At 60.4% G+C, this 21148-nt stretch carries 23 protein-coding genes; 15 read left to right on the forward strand and 8 right to left on the reverse strand.

The features are described from left to right. On the reverse strand, positions 1-376 hold a 376-nt coding region (locus ACIOVB_RS19725; RefSeq protein WP_401270556.1), incomplete at its 3' end, for a DEAD/DEAH box helicase. Between the two features lie 99 nt (positions 377-475). Between ACIOVB_RS19725 and ACIOVB_RS19730 the strand changes: the two genes are divergently transcribed. Beyond that, the gene (locus ACIOVB_RS19730) at positions 476-940 is read left to right on the forward strand and encodes a CopD family protein (protein ID WP_401270559.1); all 465 of its coding nucleotides are present in this window, start codon (positions 476-478) and stop codon (positions 938-940) included. 220 nt (positions 941-1160) lie between these two features. On the opposite strand, the gene ACIOVB_RS19735 is transcribed toward ACIOVB_RS19730, so the two are convergent. The 4 genes from ACIOVB_RS19735 to ACIOVB_RS19750 form a co-directional block, all read right to left on the reverse strand. Next, positions 1161-1919, reverse strand: coding sequence for a collagen-like protein (locus ACIOVB_RS19735; RefSeq protein ID WP_401270562.1), 759 nt, complete (start codon positions 1917-1919; stop codon positions 1161-1163). Next, positions 1912-2193, reverse strand: coding sequence for a DUF1145 domain-containing protein (locus ACIOVB_RS19740; RefSeq protein ID WP_401270564.1), 282 nt, complete (start codon positions 2191-2193; stop codon positions 1912-1914). The genes ACIOVB_RS19735 and ACIOVB_RS19740 overlap by 8 nt, the downstream gene beginning before the upstream one ends. A gap of 161 nt (positions 2194-2354) precedes the next feature. Beyond that, positions 2355-3077 (reverse strand): OmpA family protein, encoded by a 723-nt coding sequence (locus tag ACIOVB_RS19745; protein WP_401270565.1) that lies wholly within the window; start codon positions 3075-3077, stop codon positions 2355-2357. Between the two features lie 89 nt (positions 3078-3166). Continuing rightward, complete coding sequence (locus tag ACIOVB_RS19750) at positions 3167-3862, reverse strand: OmpA family protein (RefSeq protein WP_401270567.1); 696 nt, start codon at positions 3860-3862, stop codon at positions 3167-3169. A 199-nt stretch (positions 3863-4061) separates the two neighbouring features. Here ACIOVB_RS19750 and ACIOVB_RS19755 point away from each other — a divergent pair, with 199 nt between their 5' ends. From ACIOVB_RS19755 to ACIOVB_RS19770, 4 genes are read left to right on the forward strand one after another with little or no spacing between them, the layout of a single operon-like run. Continuing rightward, entirely contained in the window at positions 4062-4559 is a 498-nt protein-coding gene (locus ACIOVB_RS19755; protein WP_401270569.1) for a DUF6231 family protein, read from the forward strand. 4 nt (positions 4560-4563) lie between these two features. After that, positions 4564-5040 carry a YchJ family protein gene (locus ACIOVB_RS19760; RefSeq protein WP_210700995.1) on the forward strand — a complete coding sequence of 159 codons (477 nt, stop codon included), beginning with the start codon at positions 4564-4566 and terminating at the stop codon, positions 5038-5040. 41 nt (positions 5041-5081) lie between these two features. Further along, entirely contained in the window at positions 5082-5588 is a 507-nt protein-coding gene (locus ACIOVB_RS19765; RefSeq protein ID WP_401270571.1) for an LEA type 2 family protein, read from the forward strand. After that, positions 5585-5794: an SEC-C metal-binding domain-containing protein gene (locus ACIOVB_RS19770; RefSeq protein ID WP_008083915.1), complete on the forward strand. Its 210-nt coding sequence runs from the start codon at positions 5585-5587 to the stop codon at positions 5792-5794. Before ACIOVB_RS19765 ends, ACIOVB_RS19770 begins: the two co-directional genes overlap by 4 nt. A gap of 140 nt (positions 5795-5934) precedes the next feature. On the opposite strand, the gene ACIOVB_RS19775 is transcribed toward ACIOVB_RS19770, so the two are convergent. Then, complete coding sequence (locus tag ACIOVB_RS19775) at positions 5935-6492, reverse strand: cysteine hydrolase family protein (RefSeq protein WP_401270573.1); 558 nt, start codon at positions 6490-6492, stop codon at positions 5935-5937. 192 nt (positions 6493-6684) lie between these two features. Here ACIOVB_RS19775 and ACIOVB_RS19780 point away from each other — a divergent pair, with 192 nt between their 5' ends. The 10 genes from ACIOVB_RS19780 to pdeM all read left to right on the forward strand — a co-directional run bounded on the left by ACIOVB_RS19780 (position 6685) and on the right by pdeM (position 19954). Further along, positions 6685-9135: a penicillin acylase family protein gene (locus tag ACIOVB_RS19780; RefSeq protein ID WP_401270576.1), complete on the forward strand. Its 2451-nt coding sequence runs from the start codon at positions 6685-6687 to the stop codon at positions 9133-9135. A gap of 192 nt (positions 9136-9327) precedes the next feature. Then, positions 9328-10362: a ligase-associated DNA damage response exonuclease gene (locus ACIOVB_RS19785; protein ID WP_401270579.1), complete on the forward strand. Its 1035-nt coding sequence runs from the start codon at positions 9328-9330 to the stop codon at positions 10360-10362. Next, positions 10359-12047: an ATP-dependent DNA ligase gene (locus ACIOVB_RS19790; protein WP_401270582.1), complete on the forward strand. Its 1689-nt coding sequence runs from the start codon at positions 10359-10361 to the stop codon at positions 12045-12047. Before ACIOVB_RS19785 ends, ACIOVB_RS19790 begins: the two co-directional genes overlap by 4 nt. Before the next feature lie 390 nt (positions 12048-12437). After that, a complete protein-coding gene (locus ACIOVB_RS19795; protein WP_305441745.1) occupies positions 12438-13220 on the forward strand; it encodes a transporter substrate-binding domain-containing protein in 783 nt (260 codons plus the stop codon). Positions 13221-13276: 56 nt separating this feature from the next. Then, a complete protein-coding gene (locus tag ACIOVB_RS19800; protein WP_401270585.1) occupies positions 13277-14005 on the forward strand; it encodes an ABC transporter permease in 729 nt (242 codons plus the stop codon). Further along, entirely contained in the window at positions 14002-14712 is a 711-nt protein-coding gene (locus ACIOVB_RS19805; RefSeq protein WP_401270588.1) for an ABC transporter permease, read from the forward strand. The genes ACIOVB_RS19800 and ACIOVB_RS19805 overlap by 4 nt, the downstream gene beginning before the upstream one ends. Before the next feature lie 10 nt (positions 14713-14722). Then, complete coding sequence (locus ACIOVB_RS19810; protein ID WP_401270591.1) at positions 14723-15841, forward strand: succinylglutamate desuccinylase/aspartoacylase family protein; 1119 nt, start codon at positions 14723-14725, stop codon at positions 15839-15841. Positions 15842-15854: 13 nt separating this feature from the next. Continuing rightward, complete coding sequence (locus ACIOVB_RS19815; protein WP_187679483.1) at positions 15855-16619, forward strand: ABC transporter ATP-binding protein; 765 nt, start codon at positions 15855-15857, stop codon at positions 16617-16619. Between the two features lie 192 nt (positions 16620-16811). Then, complete coding sequence (locus tag ACIOVB_RS19820; RefSeq protein ID WP_401270593.1) at positions 16812-19301, forward strand: ligase-associated DNA damage response DEXH box helicase; 2490 nt, start codon at positions 16812-16814, stop codon at positions 19299-19301. After that, the gene (gene pdeM, locus ACIOVB_RS19825; protein ID WP_187679485.1) at positions 19298-19954 is read left to right on the forward strand and encodes a ligase-associated DNA damage response endonuclease PdeM; all 657 of its coding nucleotides are present in this window, start codon (positions 19298-19300) and stop codon (positions 19952-19954) included. Before ACIOVB_RS19820 ends, pdeM begins: the two co-directional genes overlap by 4 nt. 46 nt (positions 19955-20000) lie before the next feature. Here the strand turns inward: pdeM and ACIOVB_RS19830 are convergent, their stop codons facing one another. Both ACIOVB_RS19830 and dcd read right to left on the reverse strand, forming a co-directional pair. Further along, a complete protein-coding gene (locus tag ACIOVB_RS19830) occupies positions 20001-20210 on the reverse strand; it encodes a hypothetical protein (RefSeq protein WP_042557949.1) in 210 nt (69 codons plus the stop codon). A 107-nt stretch (positions 20211-20317) separates the two neighbouring features. Then, entirely contained in the window at positions 20318-20884 is a 567-nt protein-coding gene (dcd, locus tag ACIOVB_RS19835) for a dCTP deaminase (protein ID WP_007904652.1), read from the reverse strand. Between the last annotated feature and the right edge of the window lie 264 nt (positions 20885-21148).

The raw sequence follows: 21148 nt of genomic DNA on the forward strand, positions 1-21148 counted from the left end.
GGCCACGGCCCTTGGCCAGGGCAAAGCTGAAGTTCAGCCCGCTGTTGCGCATCAGGTCGGGCAAATCCTTGTAGACGATCTGCTCTTGCAGGGCCACGGTCGCGGTGGCGATGACCAGACGTTTGCCGGCCAGTTTCGCCGTCGGGATTGCCGCGAGGCTGTACGCCACGGTCTTGCCGGTACCGGTGCCGGCTTCCACCGCAACAATTGCGGGGTCGCCACTGCGCCGGCCTTCGTCGTCGGTATCGATATCACCGAGGACTTTGGCGATTTCAGCGATCATCAGGCGCTGGCCGTAACGCGGCTTGAGGCTCTTGGCCTCTAGAAAACGCGAGTAGGCGCCCTGGATCGTGGTTTTGAGTTCAGTGCTGATCATGGATTGTCGGGCGCAAAAAACGCTGGATAAATTTTCAGTGGTTTCGGATGGCGGCTATCATACCCCGCTAATTAATCCCGCGCAGAACGGAGTGCCCCAATGACACCTTTTAGCCTCGTTTATCCGCTGCATGTCCTGTCCGCCCTGGTCTGGGTCGGCGGCATGTTTTTCGCCTGGATGGTCTTGCGTCCGGCGGCTGTGAAGGCCTTGGACGGCCCTGCCCGGCTGACCTTGTGGGTTGAAGTGTTTCAAGGTTTTTTCCGCTGGGTCTGGGTCGCGGTGATTCTGTTGCCGATCAGTGGTGTGGGTATGTTGCATTTGCAGCAGGTCGGGTTTGAGACCGCGCCAAAGTATGTGCAAGTGATGATCGGGCTGTATGTGGTGATGACGGCGCTGTTTATCCGGATTCAGGGGTTGATGCTGCCGGAGTTGCGTAAGGCGGTTGAAGCGAAGGACTGGGCGGCGGGTGCGGCGGTGCTGGGGCGAATCCGGCGGGTGGTGGGGATTAATCTGATTGTCGGGTTGCTGCTGGTGGCGATTGCGGCGGCGAGGCCGATGATTTGAAGATCGGGGATTAGATCAAAAGCCCCTCACCCTAGCCCTCTCCCGGAGGGAGAGGGGACTGAGTGGGGGATATTGAAGGGCTACGCCGACTTGAAAGATTGGCTTTGAATCCATAATCGACTCGGTTTTTCAGGTCGATGGATAGCGTGAGTCACCTCGGTCGGCCCCCTCTCCCTCCGGGAGAGGGCTGGGCGGGCGGCGTTCCGATGAGGGTCTGCTTTTACAAGCGCTGCACCGTCACAGCCCCCGCCGCCCCCACTGGCCCGGCCTGCCCATCAGCCCCCGCCTTGCCACTCTTGCCGCCATCGGCGCGATACACCAGGCAGCCCTTGGACTTGCCGCCCTTGCCTGCCTTGCCGCCAACACCCGCCGGGCCGCCAGCACCGCCGGCGACGTTGACCTTGATTTGCTCAACCGGGAAGTCGCGCGGCACTTCCAGCCGCACCAGCGCACCCGGAGCACCTGGCTGACCGTCGCTACCGTCACTGCCATCCGCACCATGTCCAGCCGAGCCATAGGTGCACCCTGGATCCTCACCGTTGCCCCCATCGAGACCGACAAAACCCGGCGCACCGGTACCGCCACGGGCATCGACCAACAGTTGCGGCGCGTTCAGTGCCTTGAATTGCAGATTCAGATTGCGCCCGGCACGGGCGGCTTTTTCGTAGGTGCCCGGCGCACCGCGCGCGGTGATCTGACTGCCTTCGCTCAAATCTGCACGAATGACCTTCATCTCAAAAGCCTGTTCACCCGGAACGATGGCGATGCGTGCTTCATGACCGAGGCGCAATTCGCCGACACTCAGTTCGGTCACGTTGGCCGGAACCAGCAAGGTGCCATAATCGGCCACTTCCAGTCGTTCGAGTTGCAAGGTGCCGGCGGTATTGGGCAGACGCATCAGGGAATTGGTTTCGACGCTGACCACCTGGGCGCAGGCCAAAGGGCTGATAAAAGCAGCGAGCAGACACAATTTACGCATGGGAAGAAGCCTCCGGAGCGGCCGGGGCCGGGATGGTTTGCAGATGGAATACGCCGAACAGCAGGATGCGGCCACGATCACGCCAAGGGTGCGCGCGCCCCTTGAGGCTGCGATTGCACAGCAGCACTTCGAACACATGGATCAGCAACAGCAGAGCGCCGGCCAGATTGACCAGCAGATGCAGCGGATGTACGAACGGCACCAACTGATTGGTCAGTACCACGCAGCAGAACAGCAGGGTCAATAACCGCCCCAGCCCCCAGAACACTTTCATACGCTCCCCCGTGTTGCGAATTATTCTTTGGGCGCACAGTAACGGCTTCTGCGGGGGATAAGCCAGAGGGAAAAATGAAAAATCTTCGCCGAGCCGCTAAATGGCTGCCGGATCGACGATGATCGCCCCGGCAGCTCTAGCTCGCGGACTACAGACACCTCCTAACGATTGATGTGCAGCTCCACGCGACGGTTCTGCGCGCGCCCCTCGTCGGTTGCGTTATCGGCCACCGGCTCACTCTCGCCTCGTCCTTCACTGGTCAGTTTGTTCGGTGCCAGCCCCTGACTCAGCAAATAAGCCGCGACACTGCTGGCGCGCCGTTCCGACAATGCCTGGTTATAAGCATCCGAGCCTTTGCTGTCGGTATGACCGATGACCTTGATGCTGACAACGTCGGCATTGCGCAATTTGTCCATCAGCGTATCAAGTTGGGCTCTCGCGGCGGGCGTCAGGTCGGACTTGTCGAAATCGAACAGTACGTTTCCGGCATCGCTCAACGTGATGACTTCGGTTTGCGGGGCCGGTTCGACCGGTTTCTCAACGACCGGATATTGCGGCAGCGGGCAACCACGGTGATCGACCGGGGTATTGGCCGGAGTATCGGGGCAACGGTCGCGGCGGTCGAACACGCCGTCATCGTCTTTATCGCCGTCCTGGGCATAACAGATCAGTCCGCCGGTAAGTATCCCCAGCGCTGCGCCGCCAGCGGCCCAACCGCCACTTTCAATGGCGCCGAGGCCGCCACCGACCAGCCCGCCGAGAAGGCTGCAGATCGGCCACGTACGTTGATTGAGGGGTGCAGTGCCATCGCTGTGGGTGGCGCAACCGGTGAGCAAGCTGCCAAGCAGCAGCACCGGCAAGACGGACCTTGAGAAAACAGTCATTGTGAAAGCTCCTGTGTCACCGGCCCATACCGGTTACACAGGAGTAAAGACCCGCATCCGCGACTGCACAAGCCGCGGATGCGAGAGGGCTAGCGGTTGATTTTGATTTCTGTACGACGGTTCTGCGCACGGCCGTCGGCGGTTTTGTTGTCCGCGACTGGCTGGCTTTCACCGGCGCCGGTCACCGAAACGAAGCTGCTTTGCGGCACGCCGCTCTCAACCAGGTACTTGACCACCGAGTGCGCGCGACGATCCGACAGCTTCTGGTTGTAGGCATCGCTGCCGACGCTATCGGTATGACCGGTCACGGTCAGTTGCGCGGTCGAGGATTCCTGTTTCAGGCGCGTGGCGACCTTGTCGAGCACTTGTTTGTCGGCACCGGTCAGCGTGGCTTTGTCGAACTGGAAGTGAACATCGCGAATGACAATGGTTTCTTCCTTGACCACGACAGCTTCTTCAACCACGGGTGCAGGCGCAGGTGGAGGGCAACCGTCAGCATCGACCTGAACGCCTTTTGGCGTGCCCGGGCACTTGTCGCGACTGTCCGGCACACCATCGCCGTCTTCGTCGCCATCACCGTGTACCCAGCAATAGGCTGCTGCCATGCCACCGACGATCAGTGCGCCACCGCCCGCCCACGAGGTGCTCTCCGTCGCGCCAAGACCGGCACCGACGACACCACCGACCGCCGCACAGGTCGGCCAGTCGGTTTTCTGCAAACCTGCGCAACCAGTCAACACACTGGTTAGCAGAACCAAGGGTAATGCTGTCCGAACTATGCTCATCTAGTTTTCTCCTGAGGGATCGGCTTAAAACCGATTCAGGGAGTAAAGACCGGAGTTTTAATCTCCGCCAGCAATAGGCCATTGCTGTTTGCGACCGTGTTCACAGGACTTTGGCGCATTTGCCGCAAACCTGCGTGGTCGGGCTCTTTGCCGCCGCAGTCAGGCAGGCTAGTCTTGGCGGTCTGATTGAGGAGCTTCGATGAACGTCGCCATTTCTTCCCGTACGCCGCAACAGGCGTTGGCCGCTTTGCTGGATCGTTACGCCCCGGCGCGTCTGCTGTTGATCGGCGCCAGTGAATTCCCGGCGCTGACTGCTTTTAAAGAAGCGCATCCGGACACCATCGTCGCCCACGCCACGCCCGGTGCATTGCCTGCCGAGCTGGCGGCGCAACGTTTCGATCTGGCGCTGGTGGTCGATTGCCTGGAACATTTGCCCAAGCGTGACGGCCTGAATCTGTTGGGCGGGATCCGCAACCTCAACGCCAGTCGCATTGCGGTGCTGGCGGATCTGTCGGCCAGCGGCTGGCAGGAAACCGATTTTTACTCGCTGGCGCTGCAAGCCAGCGAACGCTTCCAACGCGACGATCAAGTGCTGACCCTGTTCACCTATGATCTGCTTGACTACAAACAAGTCCCCGACTGGCTCAACTCAAGGTTCTGGGCCAATCCGGAAAACTTCGGGAAATACTGGTGGTAATGCAATGAGTACAGCCATTTGCCCTTGCGGCAGCGGCAATCTGCTGGATGCCTGCTGCGGTCACTATCACGAAGGCCTGCCGGCGCCGTGCGCGGAAGCCTTGATGCGGTCGCGCTACAGCGCTTATGTGCTGGGGCTGATCGACTATCTGGTGGCGACCACCCTGCCTGCTCAGCAAGCGGGGCTGGATCGCCAATCGATCAGTGCCTGGAGCGCGCAAAGCACCTGGCTCGGCCTCGACGTCGAAAGCTCGGAAGTCTTCGGCGGCCAGCCGGAACACGCCTTCGTCACCTTCACCGCGCGCTGGCACGACAGCCAGGGCGAACACAGCCACCGCGAACGCTCTTCATTTGTGCAGAACGCCGGGCGCTGGTACTTCATCGACCCGACCGTGCAATTGAAGCTGGGGCGCAATGACAGCTGCCCGTGCGCAAGCGGGCAGAAGTTCAAGAAGTGCTGTGCGGGGTATTTCGGCGCGTAAAGACAGCGGCAACTAGACTGGAGCACAAAGGGAGTCACTCGATGCTCGGTCAACGCCACACACTGCGATTGTTTGTTCTGATGCTGATGCTGATGCTGATGCTGAACCTCGGCGGCTGCGCGTCGTGGTTCAGCGATGACCGCGTCGACCCCGCCGTGCACCTGGTAAAAGTCGAAGTGGTGCGCGCCAAGTTGCTTGAGCAGAAGTTCATCCTGCACTTTCGCATCGACAATCCAAACGACAGCGACTTGACCGTGCGCGGCCTGGAATACCGCATTCATCTGGCCGACATGTTGCTGGCTGAGGGCGAGCATGAACACTGGTTTACCGTCGGCCCCAAACGCAGCGCGTACTTCAAAGTGCCGATCCGCACCAATTTATGGCCGAAGGTGAAGGACGTGGTGAAAATGCTGAAAAAACCGGACCAGCAGATTCCCTATCGTTTGCAGGGCGAAATGGAAACCGGTTTATTCATCGCTCACTACGTGCACCTTGAGCGCAATGGCGTGATAATCCCTGCCGATTTAATTCCGGAGCAACACCGATGACTCAGCAACCTCATGTCCATGGCCCTGACTGCAACCACGATCATGATCATGACCATCACCACGATCATGACCATGGCCACGTCCACGGCCCGAACTGCGGCCACGCTCACCAGGAACCAGTGCGCAATGCCTTGAAAGACGTCGGCCGCAACGACCCTTGCCCATGCGGCAACGGCAAGAAATTCAAGAAGTGCCACGGGGCTTGATGCTTCGGGCGAAGATCATCATCGCCTGATCAATCGCCTTCGCGAGCAGGCTCGCTCCTACAGGTTAATCAGCGTCTGTCACACATTTTGTGTACATCGCGATCCTTGTGGGAGCTGGCTTGCCAGCTCCCACAGAGTTCTCAGGCGACGGCCAGAATCTGTCCGGCACTGACCACCGTCGCATACTCCCCATGCAGATTGCCCAGCGACATCCCGTGCACCTCCTCGGCTGAACGCGGCGTGCCGAAATAATCGGTCTTGTCGAAGGTGAAGCACGCATCCTCCGCGACCCACGTATCAAACCCCAGATTGCCCGCCGTGCGCGCTGTCGACTCCACCGAGTTGTTCGTGGCCACGCCAACGATGATCAACTGCCCGATCCCGGCCTGCCGCAACCGTGCTTCCAGTTCAGTGGCACAAAACGCATCCGGCACCTGTTTCTGAATCAGCCACTCGCTGTCCTGCGGCAAAAACCTCTCCTGAAATTCCACCCCGGAATGCTCCGGCCAGAACACCGAATCCGGCGAACGTGACAAGTGCTGCACATGAATCACCGGCCGCCCGCTGCGGCGCCAAAGCGCCAGCAGATCAAGGATTCGTTCTTCAGCCTGCGGATTGTTCCTGCGCCCCAATCGCGGCTGCAGGATGCCTTTTTGCTGGTCGATGATGATCAGTGCAGCGTTGGCCTGCAGCTCCATAGAGGTCTTCTCGCGAGGGTCATTTGATTGCCCGCACTTCAACATCCCTCCCTTCACCTGAGCAAGTCATGAAACGATCATCGATCAGTGGCAAGAAATAACCACTCGCCCCGCTTGCGCGGCCACCTCCCGCTCACTAACGTAGCGGCTTTATTGCGCCCCCAGCCTCGACACCCCCGCAGGAGCTTTGCCATGGCCTCGCCAGCCCTTACACATTTTCTTCCCCGGTTCGGCGTTGCCGCAGCAGTGACCAGTGTTTTGAGCCTGTCCGGTTGCCAGACCTGGAACGCTCAGGACACCCTCCCTCCCAACTCCGGCGTGCAACCGCTCAAAGGGCTGGCGCAGAACGTTTCGGTACGCCGCAATGCCATGGGCATGCCGTTGATCGAAAGCAACAGCTTCCACGACGCGCTGTTCGCCCTCGGCTATGTCCACGCCAGCGACCGCATCAACCAGATGGTCACCCTGCGCCTGCTCGCTCAGGGCCGTATGGCGGAAATCTCCGGCGCCTCAATGCTCGACGCCGACCGCTACATGCGCGCGGTCAATCTGAAAAAAAGCGCCGCCGAGCTCTACAAGGCCTCGTCACCGCGGCTCAAGCGATTCTTCGAAGTCTATGCGCGCGGCGTCAACGCCTACCTGTTCCGCTATGCCGACAAACTGCCGGGCGACCTCGCTGCCAGCGGCTACAAGCCGGAATACTGGAAGCCGGAAGATTCCGCGCTGATTTTCGCCCTACTGAACTTCAGCCAATCGGCCAACCTGCCGGAAGAAATCTCGTCACTGGTGCTCGCGCAAACCGTGACCACCGACAAACTCGCCTGGCTGACCCCGTCCGCCCCGGACGAAAATCTGCCGCTGGCCGAAGCCGACAAGCTGCAAGGCCTCAAGCTCAACGGGCAAATCCCCGGTCTGAGCGAACTGAGCAGCGCCAGCCAGCAACTGTCGACGCTAAACCTGCTCGCCCCCCCCTCTTCGAACAACTGGGCGATTGCCCCGCAACGCAGTCGCAGCGGCAAAAGCCTGCTGGCCAGCGACAGCCATGGTCCATTGGCCGCGCCGTCGCTCTGGAGCTTCGTGCAGATTCGCGCGCCTAAATATCAGGCTGCCGGCGTGACCGTAGCCGGTTTGCCGATGGTCCTGGGTGGTTTCAACGGCAAAGTGGCGTGGAGCATGACCAGCGTGCTCGGCGACAACCAGGACCTGTTCCTGGAAAAAATCCGTCGTCAGGGCAGCACCCTTTCCTACGAAGTAAATGGCAAATGGCAGCCTGTAGGCGTGCGCAACGAAACCTATTTCGTCAAAGGCCAGCGGCCGATTCGCGAAGCGGTGTACGAAACCCGCCACGGCGCGTTGCTCAACAGTGCCCAGGCTGCCGCACAAGGCAACGGTTATGGCCTGGCCTTGCAGACGCCGAGCTTCACCGACGACAAAACCCTGGACGCATTTTTTGATCTGAGTCGTGCGCAGAACGTTGAGCGCGCTTCGGACGCGAGCCGGGAAATCCGCGCCATCGCGCTGAATCTGGTATTCGCCGACGCCAGCAATATTGGCTGGCAAGTCACCGGCCGCTTCCCCAACCGTCGCGAAGGCGAAGGCCTGCTGCCGTCGCCGGGCTGGGAAGGTCGTTACGACTGGGACGGTTATGCCGACCCGATGCTGCACCCATACGATCAGGACCCGGCGCAAGGCTGGCTCGGCACCGCCAACCAGCGCGTGATTCCTCACGGTTACGGCATGCAACTGTCGAACTCCTGGGCCGCGCCGGAACGTGGTGAGCGTCTTGCTGAACTCGCCGGCAGCGGCAAGCACGACAGTCGCAGCGTCATCGCCATGCAATACGACCAGACCACCACGTTCGCCGCCAAGCTGAAGAAAGTGTTCGAAGCGCCGGGAATGAAACAACCGCTGAAACAGGCGATCGACGCCCTGCCGGAAACCGATCGCAGCAAAGCCCGCGAGGCGTTCACCCGATTGATGGCGTTTGACGGCAAACTCAGCCCGACCTCGGCGGATGCGGCGATTTATGAACTGTTCCTGCAAGAAAGCATGAAGCAGATCTTCCTCGACGAACTAGGCCCAGAGTCCAGTGCGGCGTGGAAAGCGTTTATCGCCAACGGTGATTTGTCCTACGCCGCGCAGGCCGATCATCTGCTGGGGCGCGAGGATAGTCCGTTCTGGGATGACCTGCGCACGCCGCAGAAAGAGGACAAAGCGGTGATTCTCGCCCGCAGCTTCGCGGCAGCGATTGCCGCTGGCGACAGCCTGTTGGGTGGCGATCACAAAGCCTGGCAATGGGGCAAATTGCACAGCTACGTGTGGAAGAACGCCAATGGCCAGACTGTTCGTGGGCCGCTCGCGGCTGGCGGCGATCACACCACACTGAACACCTCGGCGTTTACCTGGGGCCAGGACTTCACCACTACGCGTGCGCCGTCGATGCGTTTTATCGTCGACTTCGGTCAGGCCGAACCGCTGATGGGGCAGAACGGTGCGGGGCAATCGGGTAATCCGGTGAGCCCGAACTACCTCAATGGCATTGATCAGTGGCTCAAGGGGCAGTACATCGGGTTGCCGATGCAGCCGCAGAACTTTGATCGGGTGTATGGCAAGACGCGCCTGACCCTCACCCCCGGCAAATAAACGCAGATTCCCTTGTAGGAGTGAGCCTGCTCGCGAAGACGGTGGCACATTCAGAATCGATGTGTCTGATAAACCGCTTTCGCGAGCAGGCTCGCTCCCACAATGGCTTTGTATCCCTCCGCAAAAAATCCATAGAACTTCTGACCCCGCCCAAACCTCATAGCTAACAAGCCCCCCATTTCTGGTAACGACATGGACCTTGTTATCGCCCGTCCCGAAGGTTTGTACTGCCCCGCCGGGGATTTTTATATCGATCCGTGGCGGCCGGTGGAGCGTTCGGTGATTACCCATGCCCATGGCGATCACGCCCGCACCGGCAATCAGCACTACCTGGCCAGCAGCGCCAGCGAAGGGATTCTGCGCGCGCGTCTGGGTCAGGACATCAACCTGCAAACCCTCGCCTACGGCCAACGCCTCACCCACCATGGCGTCACCCTGAGTTTCCATCCAGCCGGGCACGTGCTCGGTTCGGCCCAGGTGCGTCTGGAATACGGCGGCGAAGTCTGGGTTGCCTCGGGCGATTACAAAATCGAGCCGGACGGCACCTGCGCACCCTTCGAACCGGTGCGCTGCCACACCTTTATCACCGAATCGACGTTCGGCCTGCCGATCTACCGCTGGCAGCCGCAAGCGCAGGTGTTCAGCGAGATCAACGAGTGGTGGAAAGCCAATATCGCCGTGGGCAAGGCCAGCGTGTTGTTCTGTTACTCGTTCGGCAAGGCTCAACGCATTCTCCACGGCATCGACGAAACCCTCGGCCCGATCCTCAGCCACGGCGCGGTCGAGCCGTTGAACCGGGTTTATCGCGAAGCAGGGGTGTATCTGCCGCCGACGATCTACGCCGGTGACGTGAAAAAAAGCGATCCGATCATGCGCCAGGCCCTGGTCATCGCCCCGCCATCGGCAGGGGGCAGCACCTGGATGCGGCGGTTCGGCGACTTCAGCGACGGGTTCGCCAGCGGCTGGATGCGTTTGCGCGGCACCCGCCGGCGGCGCGGGGTCGATCGCGGTTTCGTGCTGTCCGATCACGCCGACTGGCCGGGTCTTCTTTGGGCGATCAACCAGACCGGCGCCGAACGAGTGATGGTCACCCACGGCTCGATCGGCGTGCTCGTGCGGCATCTGCGCGAACAAGGCCTCGATGCCAAAGGCTTCAACACTGAATACGGCGATGACGAAGAAGAAAACATCGCCTCTGCACCGACCGTCGCCGAGATGCAAGCATGAAGGCCTTCGCCGAGTTGTACGCAGAACTCGACGCCACCACGTCCAGCAACGCCAAACTGGCAGCGATGCAGGCTTATTTCGCTCAGGCCGAACCGCAGGATGCGGCATGGGCGGTGTACTTTTTGTCCGGTGGTCGGCCACGGCAACTGGTGCCGGTGCGGATCCTGCGTGAACTGGCAGTCGAGGTGTCCGGGCTGACGCCATGGCTGTTCGAGGAAAGCTATCAAGCGGTCGGCGATCTGGCGGAAACCATTTCGCTGGTGCTGCCGGAAAATCCGCACAGCTCCGACGCCGGCCTGGCTGAATGGATCGAGGACAGACTGCTGCCATTGCGCGGTGAAACACCGGAGTTCCTGTCACGGCAACTGCCAGCACTTTGGGCGCAGCTGGATCGACCAAGCCTGATGCTGTGTATCAAGCTAATCACCGGTAGCTTTCGCGTCGGTGTGTCGAAACTGTTGGTCACCCGGGCACTGGCCTCGATGGCCGGGCTCGACAGCAAGCGCGTAGCCCAGCGTCTGGTGGGCTACACCGACCTGTCCAACCGGCCGAACGCCGCCAGCTATCTGAAGTTGATTGCGCCAGAGTCTGCTGACGAGCACTCCCAGCGCGGAGGCCAGCCGTACCCGTTTTTCCTCGCGCACGCCTTGGCGCAACCGGTCGAGGAGTTTGAAGCATTGATCGGCCCGGCAAGCAATTGGCAGGTGGAGTGGAAGTGGGATGGCATCCGCGCGCAAGTGGTCAAGCGTGACGGGAAGTTGTGGGTGTGGTCGCGGGGTGAAGAACTGGTTACCGAACGTTTTCCCGAACTTGATGTGCTGGTGCACGGTTTGCCCGATGGCACGGTGATCGACGGTGAAATCGTGGTGTGGAAAAGCACCCACCCACTGACTGAAGACGCCTTTGATCCGCAGTCGCCGGAACCGCCAGCGGTGCAACCGTTCGCCCTGCTGCAACAACGGATCGGCCGCAAAACCCTCGACAAGAAAATCCTCGAAGAAGTACCGGTGGTGGTGCTCGCCTACGACTTGCTGGAATGGCAGGGCGAAGACTGGCGCAACGAGCCGCAGGCCAAGCGGCGCGCGCAGTTGGAAGACGTCATCGCCCGCTGCAACAGTCCGGTGCTGCTGGCTTCCCCGGTGCTGACCGGTACGGATTGGTTCGACCTCGCCCGCCAGCGCGAAGCCTCCCGACGCCTGGGCGTCGAGGGCATGATGCTCAAGGCCCGCGACTCGCTGTACGGAGTCGGTCGCACCAAAGATATGGGCGTTTGGTGGAAGTGGAAGGTCGATCCGTTCAGCGTCGATGCCGTATTGATTTACGCGCAACGCGGGCATGGCCGTCGCGCCAGTCTGTACAGCGATTACACCTTCGCCGTTTGGGATGGCCCGCCCGAGTCCAGCGAGCGTGCGCTGGTGCCGTTCGCCAAAGCCTATTCGGGTCTGACTGACGAGGAAATGCGCCAGGTCGACAGCATCGTGCGCAAGACCACTGTGGAAAAGTTCGGCCCTGTCAGCAGTGTCAAGCCGAGCCTGGTGTTCGAACTGGGTTTCGAAGGCATCGCCCTGTCACGGCGGCACAAGAGCGGGATTGCCGTGCGTTTCCCGCGGATGCTGCGCTGGCGGCAGGACAAGACTGTCGATGAGGCGGACAGCCTGGCCACGCTACAAAACCTCCTTGCCTGACCCCCTTTCCCGGGACACTGATCATTTGAATTGAATGACTACCTGTGGCGAGGGGATTTATCCCCGATCGGCTGCGCAGCAGTCGCAAAACCTGAGCATGCAATTCTCCCTGATGAATGCTGGGGGATGCTTCGCAACCCATCGGGGATAAATCCCCTCACCACAGGGAATGCAGCGCCCGCGAAATCCCAACATCGAACTGAAATGGTGCAAGGTTTTTACGACGCCCGTTTCCGTGCATCAATCCCCTCCTCATCTACCAATCCCCACCTTTTAAAACGCTTGTTCGGGACTCTGGTTCGGAAATTGCTACTTTCTATAGGTCGTACGCGTTCCAGTAACAATAATTCTGCGCCACAAGCGCTCATATTGGTTCTTAGGGATTGAATAATGAAAAAAGCATTGCTGACCCTTTCTGCACTGGCGTTGTGCATGGCCGCTGGCTCCGCGCTGGCCAAGGAATACAAAGAACTGCGCTTTGGCGTTGACCCTTCGTATGCACCGTTTGAGTCGAAAGCGGCCGACGGCAACCTGGTGGGCTTCGACATCGACCTGGGTAACGCGATCTGCGCCGAACTGAAGGTCAAGTGCAAGTGGGTCGAAAGTGACTTCGACGGCATGATTCCGGGCCTCAAAGCCAATAAATTCGACGGTGTGATCTCGTCGATGACCGTGACCCCAGCCCGCGAAAAAGTCATCGACTTCTCCAGCGAGCTGTTCTCCGGCCCGACCGCTTACGTGTTTAAGAAAGGCTCGGGTATCACCGCAGACGTTGCGTCTTTGAAAGGAAAAACCGTCGGCTACGAGCAAGGCACCATTCAGGAAGCCTACGCCAAAGCCGTGCTGGACAAGGCCGGCGTGAAAACCCAGGCCTACCAGAACCAGGATCAGGTGTATTCCGACCTGACGTCCGGCCGTCTCGACGCCGGCATCCAGGACATGCTGCAAGCCGAATTGGGCTTCTTGAAGTCGCCAAAGGGCGCCGACTATGAAGTCAGCAAGCCGGTCGACAGCGAATTGCTGCCGGCCAAAACCGCTGTCGGTATTAAGAAAGGTAACACTGAGCTGAAAGCGCTTTTGGATAAAGGTATCAAAGCGTTACACGATGATGGCACCTACGCCACCATCCAGAAGAAACACTTTGGCGATCTGAATCTGTACAGCGGCAAATAATGCCCCGGCGCCCATCCTCGATGGGCGCCTTTTCCATCCGCTCAGGTTGCTGATTTATGTTCGAAAACCTCCTGCAAAATCTGGGGCTCGCAGCCTTCAGCCTCAAGGGCTTCGGTCCTTTGCTGCTGGAAGGCACCTGGATGACCATCAAATTATCGGCGTTGTCGCTGCTGGTGGCCGTGTTGCTCGGCCTGCTCGGCGCCAGTGCCAAGCTGTCAAAAGTCAAAATGGTGCGCCTGCCTGCCCAGGTCTACACCACGTTGATTCGCGGGGTGCCGGATCTGGTGCTGATGCTGTTGATCTTCTACAGCCTGCAAACCTGGCTGACCTCGCTCACCGATTACATGGAATGGGAATACATCGAGATCGACCCGTTCAGCGCCGGGGTGCTGACCCTGGGCTTCATTTATGGCGCGTACTTCACCGAAACCTTCCGTGGCGCGATCCTCTCGGTGCCGCGCGGTCAGGTTGAAGCCGCCACGGCATATGGCCTCAAACGCGGCCAGCGCTTTCGCTTCGTGGTGTTCCCGCAAATGATGCGCTTCGCCCTGCCTGGCATCGGCAACAACTGGATGGTGATGCTCAAGGCCACCGCGCTGGTATCGATCATCGGTCTGGCCGATCTGGTCAAAGCCGCGCAAGACGCCGGTAAAAGCACCTATCAACTGTTTTACTTCCTGGTTCTCGCCGCGTTGATCTATCTGCTGATCACCAGTGCCTCGAACATCATCCTGCGCTGGCTCGAACGCCGCTACGCCGCTGGTGCCCGGGAGGCCGTACGATGATCGAACTCTTGCAGGAATACTGGAAAGCCTTCCTTTATACCGACGGCAATAACATCACCGGGCTGGCGATGACGATGTGGCTGCTCAGCGCCTCGATCTTCATTGGCTTCCTGGTGTCGATACCGTTGTCGATTGCCCGTGTCTCGCCGCACTTCTATGTCCGCTGGCCGGTGCAGTTCTACACCTACCTGTTCCGCGGTACGCCGCTGTATATCCAACTGCTGATTTGCTACACCGGCATCTACAGCCTCGCCGCCGTGCGCGCGCAGCCGATTCTCGACAGTTTTTTTCGCGATGCGATGAACTGCACGATCCTCGCCTTTGCCCTGAACACCTGTGCCTACACCACGGAGATTTTCGCCGGGGCGATCCGCAGCATGAACCACGGCGAAGTCGAAGCGGCCAAGGCTTACGGTCTGACGGGCTGGAAGCTGTATGCCTACGTGATCATGCCTTCGGCCTTACGCCGTTCGTTGCCTTACTACAGCAACGAAGTGATCCTGATGCTGCACTCGACCACCGTGGCCTTCACCGCGACTATCCCCGACATCCTGAAAGTCGCCCGGGACGCCAACTCGGCGACCTTCCTGACCTTTCAATCGTTCGGCATTGCCGCGCTGATCTACCTGGCCATTACCTTTGCACTGGTCGGCCTGTTCCGCCTCGCCGAACGCCGATGGCTGGCCTTCCTCGGGCCGACTCACTAGGAACCTTGTAATGCGACACCAGATCCATGACCTGCTGGCCCCACTGCCGGGGACCGCACGACAGATCCACAGCTTCCACTTCGGCCCGCAGCAGGCCAAAGGCAAGATCTACATCCAGTCGTCGCTGCACGCCGACGAATTGCCCGGCATGCTCGTCGCCTGGCACCTCCAGCAGCGTTTGGCGGAGCTGGAAGCCGCCGGGCGCCTGCGCAGCGAAATCGTGCTGGTGCCGGTGGCCAACCCGGTCGGCCTCGAGCAAGTGCTGATGGACGTGCCGCTGGGCCGCTACGAACTGGAGAGCGGGCAGAACTTCAACCGCTGGTTTGTCGATCTGAGCGAAGAAATCGGCAACGACATCGAGGGCAAGCTCGGCGATGACCCGCAGGGTAATCTCGAACTGATACGCGTCAGCCTACGCAACGCCCTCGCCTGCCAGACCGCCAGCACACAACTGCAATCCCAGCGCCTGACCCTGCAACGGCTGGCCTGCGACGCGGACATGGTGCTGGACCTGCATTGCGATTTCGAATCGGTGGTTCACCTCTACACCACGCCCGAAGCGTGGCCGCAGGTCGAGCCGCTGGCGCGTTACATCGAGTCGCAGGCCAGTCTGTTGGCCACCGATTCCGGCGGGCAGTCGTTCGATGAATGTTTCACGCTGCTGTGGTGGCAACTCAAGGAGCGTTTCGGCGAACACTTCGAGATTCCGCTGGGCAGTTTCTCGGTGACCGTCGAGTTGCGCGGCCAGGGCGATGTCAATCACCCGATGGCCAGCCGCGACTGTCAGGCATTGATCGATTATCTGATCCAGTTCGATGCGATCGTCGGCGAGACCCGACCACAGCCGCCATTGGCCTTCCCTGCCACGCCGCTGGCCGGGGTGGAACCGGTGACCACGCCGGTCGGCGGCTTACTGGTCTACACCGCCACGGCGGGGCAATACCTGGAGGCCGGGCAACAGATTGCCGAAATCATCGATCCGATCAACAACCGGGTCACGCCTGTTCATTGCACCACGGCCGGCCTGATGTATGCCCGCTCGCTGCGGCGCATGGCCACCGCCGGCATGGTGATCGCCCACGTCGCGGGCGCCGAAGCCTATCGCAGCGGCTACCTACTTTCGCCTTGAGGATGTCTGTCCCATGTACAAACTGACCGTTGAAGGCCTGCACAAAAGCTATGGCGACCATCAGGTGCTCAAAGGCGTTTCGCTCAAGGCCAAGACCGGCGACGTGATCAGCCTGATCGGCGCCAGCGGCTCGGGTAAAAGCACCTTTTTGCGCTGTATCAATTTTCTCGAACAACCCAACGACGGCGCCATGAGCCTGGATGGCCAAACGATCCGCATGGTCACCGACCGCCACGGCATGCACGTCGCCGACCCGGACGAACTGCAACGCCTGCGCACGCGACTGGCGATGGTATTCCAGCATTTCAACCTGTGGAGCCACATGACCGTGCTGGAAAACATCACCATGGCCCCGCGCCGGGTGCTGGGTTGCAGCAAACAGGAAGCCGAGGATCGCGCCCGGCGCTATCTGGACAAGGTCGGTCTGCCGGCCCGCGTGGCAGATCAGTACCCGGCGTTTCTCTCCGGCGGTCAGCAGCAACGCGTGGCGATTGCCCGGGCGCTGGCGATGGAGCCGGAAGTCATGCTGTTCGATGAACCGACGTCGGCGCTGGACCCGGAGTTGGTGGGTGAAGTGTTGCGCGTGATTCAGGGCCTGGCCGAGGAAGGCCGGACGATGATCATGGTGACTCACGAAATGAGCTTCGCGCGCAAGGTCTCCAGCCAGGTGTTGTTTCTGCACCAAGGGCTGGTCGAAGAGGAAGGCGCGCCTGAAGAGGTACTCGGCAATCCGAAGAGCGAACGCCTGCGGCAGTTCCTCAGCGGCAACCTCAAGTAACCTGCACACATAAAACCTGTGGGAGCGAGCCTGCTCGCGAAAGCGGTCGGTCAGTCAACGATGATGTTGAATGTGACAACGTCTTCGCGAGCAGGCTCGCTCCCACGAGGATATTCATCTACTGACGAAATTAAACTTGTTAGCAAGCACTGCGGTCATTGGAAGAACACCTCCAGAGCGCGCGCAGCAGGCATGGCGAAATCCCCCGACCTCGCAAAAACCTGGTTCAGCGCTCGCGGCTGGAAGCCGTTCGCTTTTCAGAAACAGGTATGGGCCGCCGTCAAAAATGGCGAGTCTGGATTGCTGCACGCCAGCACCGGCGCCGGTAAAACCTATGCGGTGTGGTTTGCCGCACTCAATCGTTTCGCCAAATCCGCGCCAATCGTAGAAACATCGCGTAAACGCAAACCGCCGGCCGAACCACTGACGGTGTTGTGGATCACGCCTATGCGCGCCCTCGCCGCCGACACCGCGCGCGCCTTGCAAACCCCTGTCGATGATTTGCAGATCCCGTGGAGCATCGGCCTGCGCACCGGTGACACCAACAGCAGCGAACGCGCGCGCCAGAGTCGACGCCTGCCAACTGCGCTGATCACCACCCCGGAAAGCCTGACCCTGCTGCTCGCTCGCGCCGATGCGCGCACAGCGCTGTCGACCCTGCGCATGATCGTGGTGGACGAATGGCACGAATTGCTTGGCAACAAACGCGGTGTGCAGTTGCAACTGGCCCTCGCCCGTCTGCGCCATTGGCAACCCGACTTGATCGTCTGGGGCGTCTCCGCGACGCTCGGTAATCAATCCCACGCCGAACAGGTGCTGATCCCACAGGGCGGAGGCATTAGCGTTCAGGGCCAGAGCGAAAAGTCCCTGGAGGTCGACACCCTGCTCCCACCGACTATCGAACGCTTTCCATGGGCCGGGCACATCGGTCTGAAGATGCTGCCGCAGGTGGTCACCGAACTCGATGCCTGCGCCAGTAGCCTGGTGTTCACCAACACCCGGGCGCAGTCGGAAATCTGGTATCAGGCGTTGCTTGAGGCGCGCCCGGACTGGGCCGGGCTGATCGCCTTGCATCACAGCTCGCTGTCCCGTGACACCCGCGATTGGGTCGAACAGGCGTTGAAGGACGGTCAGCTTAAAGCCGTCGTGTGTACGTCGAGTCTCGACCTAGGGGTGGATTTCCTGCCGGTGGAGCGCGTGCTGCAAATCGGTTCGGCCAAAGGTGTCGCGCGCCTGATGCAGCGCGCCGGACGTTCGGGTCATGCGCCCGGGCGCACCTCGCGGGTGACGTTGGTACCGACTCACAGCCTCGAGTTGGTCGAAGCAGCTGCCGCTAAAGACGCCGTAAAGCAACGGCGCATCGAACCGCGCCTGTCGCCACACAAACCGCTGGATGTGCTGGTGCAACATCTGGTCAGCATGGCGCTGGGCGGCGGATTCTTACCCGACGAGCTGTACGAAGAGGTCCGCGGTGCTTGGGCTTATCGTGACCTGACACCCGAGGATTGGGCCTGGGCGCTGGCTTTCGTACGCCATGGCGGAATGTCTCTGACAGCCTATCCGGATTACCGCCGGGTCGAACCGGACGAGCACGGCGTCTGGCGCGTGCCCGATGCGCGCCTTGCCCGGCGCCACCGTATGAGCATCGGCACCATCGTCAGCGATGCAAGCATCCAGTTGAAATTCTGGAGCAAGGGCGGTGGTGGCAAACAGTTGGGCAGTGTCGAGGAAGGTTTTATCGCGCGGCTTAAACCGGGTGATGGTTTTCTGTTCGCCGGACGTTTGCTGGAGTTGGTGCGCGTGGAAAACATGACGGCCTACGTCAAACGCAGCACCGCGAAAAAAGCCGCCGTACCGCGCTGGAATGGCGGGCGCATGCCGCTCTCCAACGAATTGGCCGAGGCGGTGGTGGCGCGCTTTACCGCCGCCGCGCGGGGTGAGTTCGTTGGGCCGGAAATGCAGGCGTTGCGGCCACTGCTGGAAACCCAGGCCCGCTGGTCTGGCCTGCCCACCACCGACAGCCTACTGGCCGAGGTGCTGAAATCCCGCAAAGGCTGGCACCTTTTCCTTTATCCGTTTGCCGGGCGTCAGGTGCATTTGGGGCTGGCCAGCCTGCTCGCGTGGCGGGTCAGTCAGCGTCAACCGGTGACATTTTCGATCGCGGTCAACGATTACGGTCTGGAGCTGCTCAGCGCAACGCCGGTGGACTGGTCGCAACAACTCGATACCGAACTGCTCAGCCCCGATCATCTGTTGCGGGACGTCCTGGCCAGCCTCAACGCCGGCGAGCTGGCCCTGCGACGCTTTAGGGAAATTGCCCGGATTGCCGGACTGGTGTTCGCCGGTTACCCCGGCGCGCCGAAAAGTACCCGGCAAGTGCAGGCATCCAGCGGCTTGTTCTTTGAAGTGTTCAAACAATATGACGCCGACAACCTGCTGCTGGCGCAGGCCGGGGAAGAAGTCCTACGCGAAGAACTGGATATTCGGCGCCTGGAACAGACACTGGCGCACATCAATCAGATGACACTAGAGGTACATCAGATCAAACGTCCTACACCCTTGGGGTTTCCGCTACTGGTGGAACGCATGCGCGAGAGCATGAGTTCGGAAAAACTTGCTGACCGGATAAGACGGATGGTCGGTGATCTGGAGAAATCCGCAGACAAGGGCAAGCGCACATGAACGCGCCCTACCCGGTGCGTCTGGCTGGCGAGGAACTCTGGCTGCTGCCGGAGAAAGCCCTGTATTGGCCGGAACAACAGGCGCTGCTGATCGCCGACGTGCATTTCGGCAAGGCGGCTGCCTATCGCAGCCTCGGGCAACCCGTCCCGCAAGGCACGACGGCGAGCAATGTCGCGGTGATTGATCGGCTGCTGGCGAAACTGCCCTGCCGACAACTGATATTTCTAGGCGACTTCCTGCATGGGCCTGGCTCGCATGCAGCGGGCACTTTAAGCGCGTTGGCTGAATGGCGGTCACGCCACGCGGATCTGCCGATGACGCTGATTCGCGGCAATCACGACAAACGCGCAGGCGACCCACCGGCGTCGCTGAACATCCGCGTGGTGCCGGAACCGCTGCTGCTCGGGCCGTTCGCCTTGCAGCATGAACCCGATCCCCATCCCGAAAGGCACGTGCTGGCCGGGCATGTGCACCCGGTTTATCGGCTGCATGGCAAGGGGCGGCAGAGTTTGCGCCTCGCATGCTTCAGGCTGGGTGAACGCATTAGTGTGATGCCGGCATTCGGCGCCTTCACCGGCGGCTATCCGGTCGAGCGCGACGAGTCCTGTAGGATCTTTGTCATTGGTGACAACGAAATATGGCCAGTCAGTTGAAGTCTTGCCGGACTCCAACTGACTGGCCATTCATTCCCCATCGGGATCAGGCAACTGGCGCCGGTGGTGGCTCGTCGGGAAGGGTCGGCTCGCCCGGCTCGGTCGGTTGTTCATTGGGGGTATCGGGATCAGGCTGGCCAGGAATTCCGCCGGCCATGCTGATGGGCGGGTGTGCCAACAAGGACCAGGCCAAAACGCCAATCTGATTGGGCTCAAGCCTTGCCAATTCGGCACTGATATGCGGATCGATCTTCATAGGGCACTCCTCGGCGAAGGCCCGTTTCAGCAGAAGCAAAAACGGGCAGTACACCCCATAGAGTGTCTGCCCGCCAAAGAATTCCCGACAATTGCCGGATGGACGAATCAGGTACGCGGCAGAGTTACGCCACGCTGGCCTTGGTACTTGCCGCCGCGATCCTTGTAGGAAACTTCACATTCCTCGTCGGATTCGAGGAACAGCATCTGCGCCACGCCTTCGTTGGCGTAGATTTTCGCCGGCAGGTTGGTGGTGTTGGAGAACTCCAGAGTCACGTGACCTTCCCACTCAGGCTCAAGCGGAGTGACGTTAACGATGATGCCGCAACGCGCGTAGGTGCTTTTGCCCAGGCAGATGGTCAGTACATTGCGCGGAATACGGAAATATTCGACGGTGCTGGCCAAGGCGAAGGAGTTCGGCGGAATGATGCACACGTCGCTATGGATGTCGACGAAGCTGCCGGCGTCGAAGTTTTTCGGGTCGACGATGGCCGAATTGATGTTGGTGAACACCTTGAAGTGGTTGGTGCAACGCACGTCGTAGCCGTAGCTCGACACACCGTAGGAGATCACCCGGCTGTCGTCGCTGCCGCGCACCTGGCGCTCGACGAACGGTTCGATCATGCCGTGTTCCTGCGCCATGCGGCGAATCCACTTGTCCGATTTGATGCTCATGGCGGGTGTCCTGAATAGCGAGGTGGAAAAATTCTGTCCGGCATCTTACCGGTCGCGCCGCCGGGTTCAAAGTGCGCGCTGCAATTCTCGCCGAACCCCCTGGAAATACGCACTCTGGCGACGAACCGTTACACCGCCGATCCCGAAAACAAAGAAACCTTCGCAAGAAGCATTGGCACGTCCCGGAAAAAGGGTTAAGGTGGCGCCACTGTGCTGCTTGTGTCACTGAGAATCTCTACACGATATGTTGAATTTCGATCCAAC

This window comes from Pseudomonas sp. NPDC087639 (assembly GCF_044743385.1).
Classification (GTDB): domain Bacteria; phylum Pseudomonadota; class Gammaproteobacteria; order Pseudomonadales; family Pseudomonadaceae; genus Aquipseudomonas.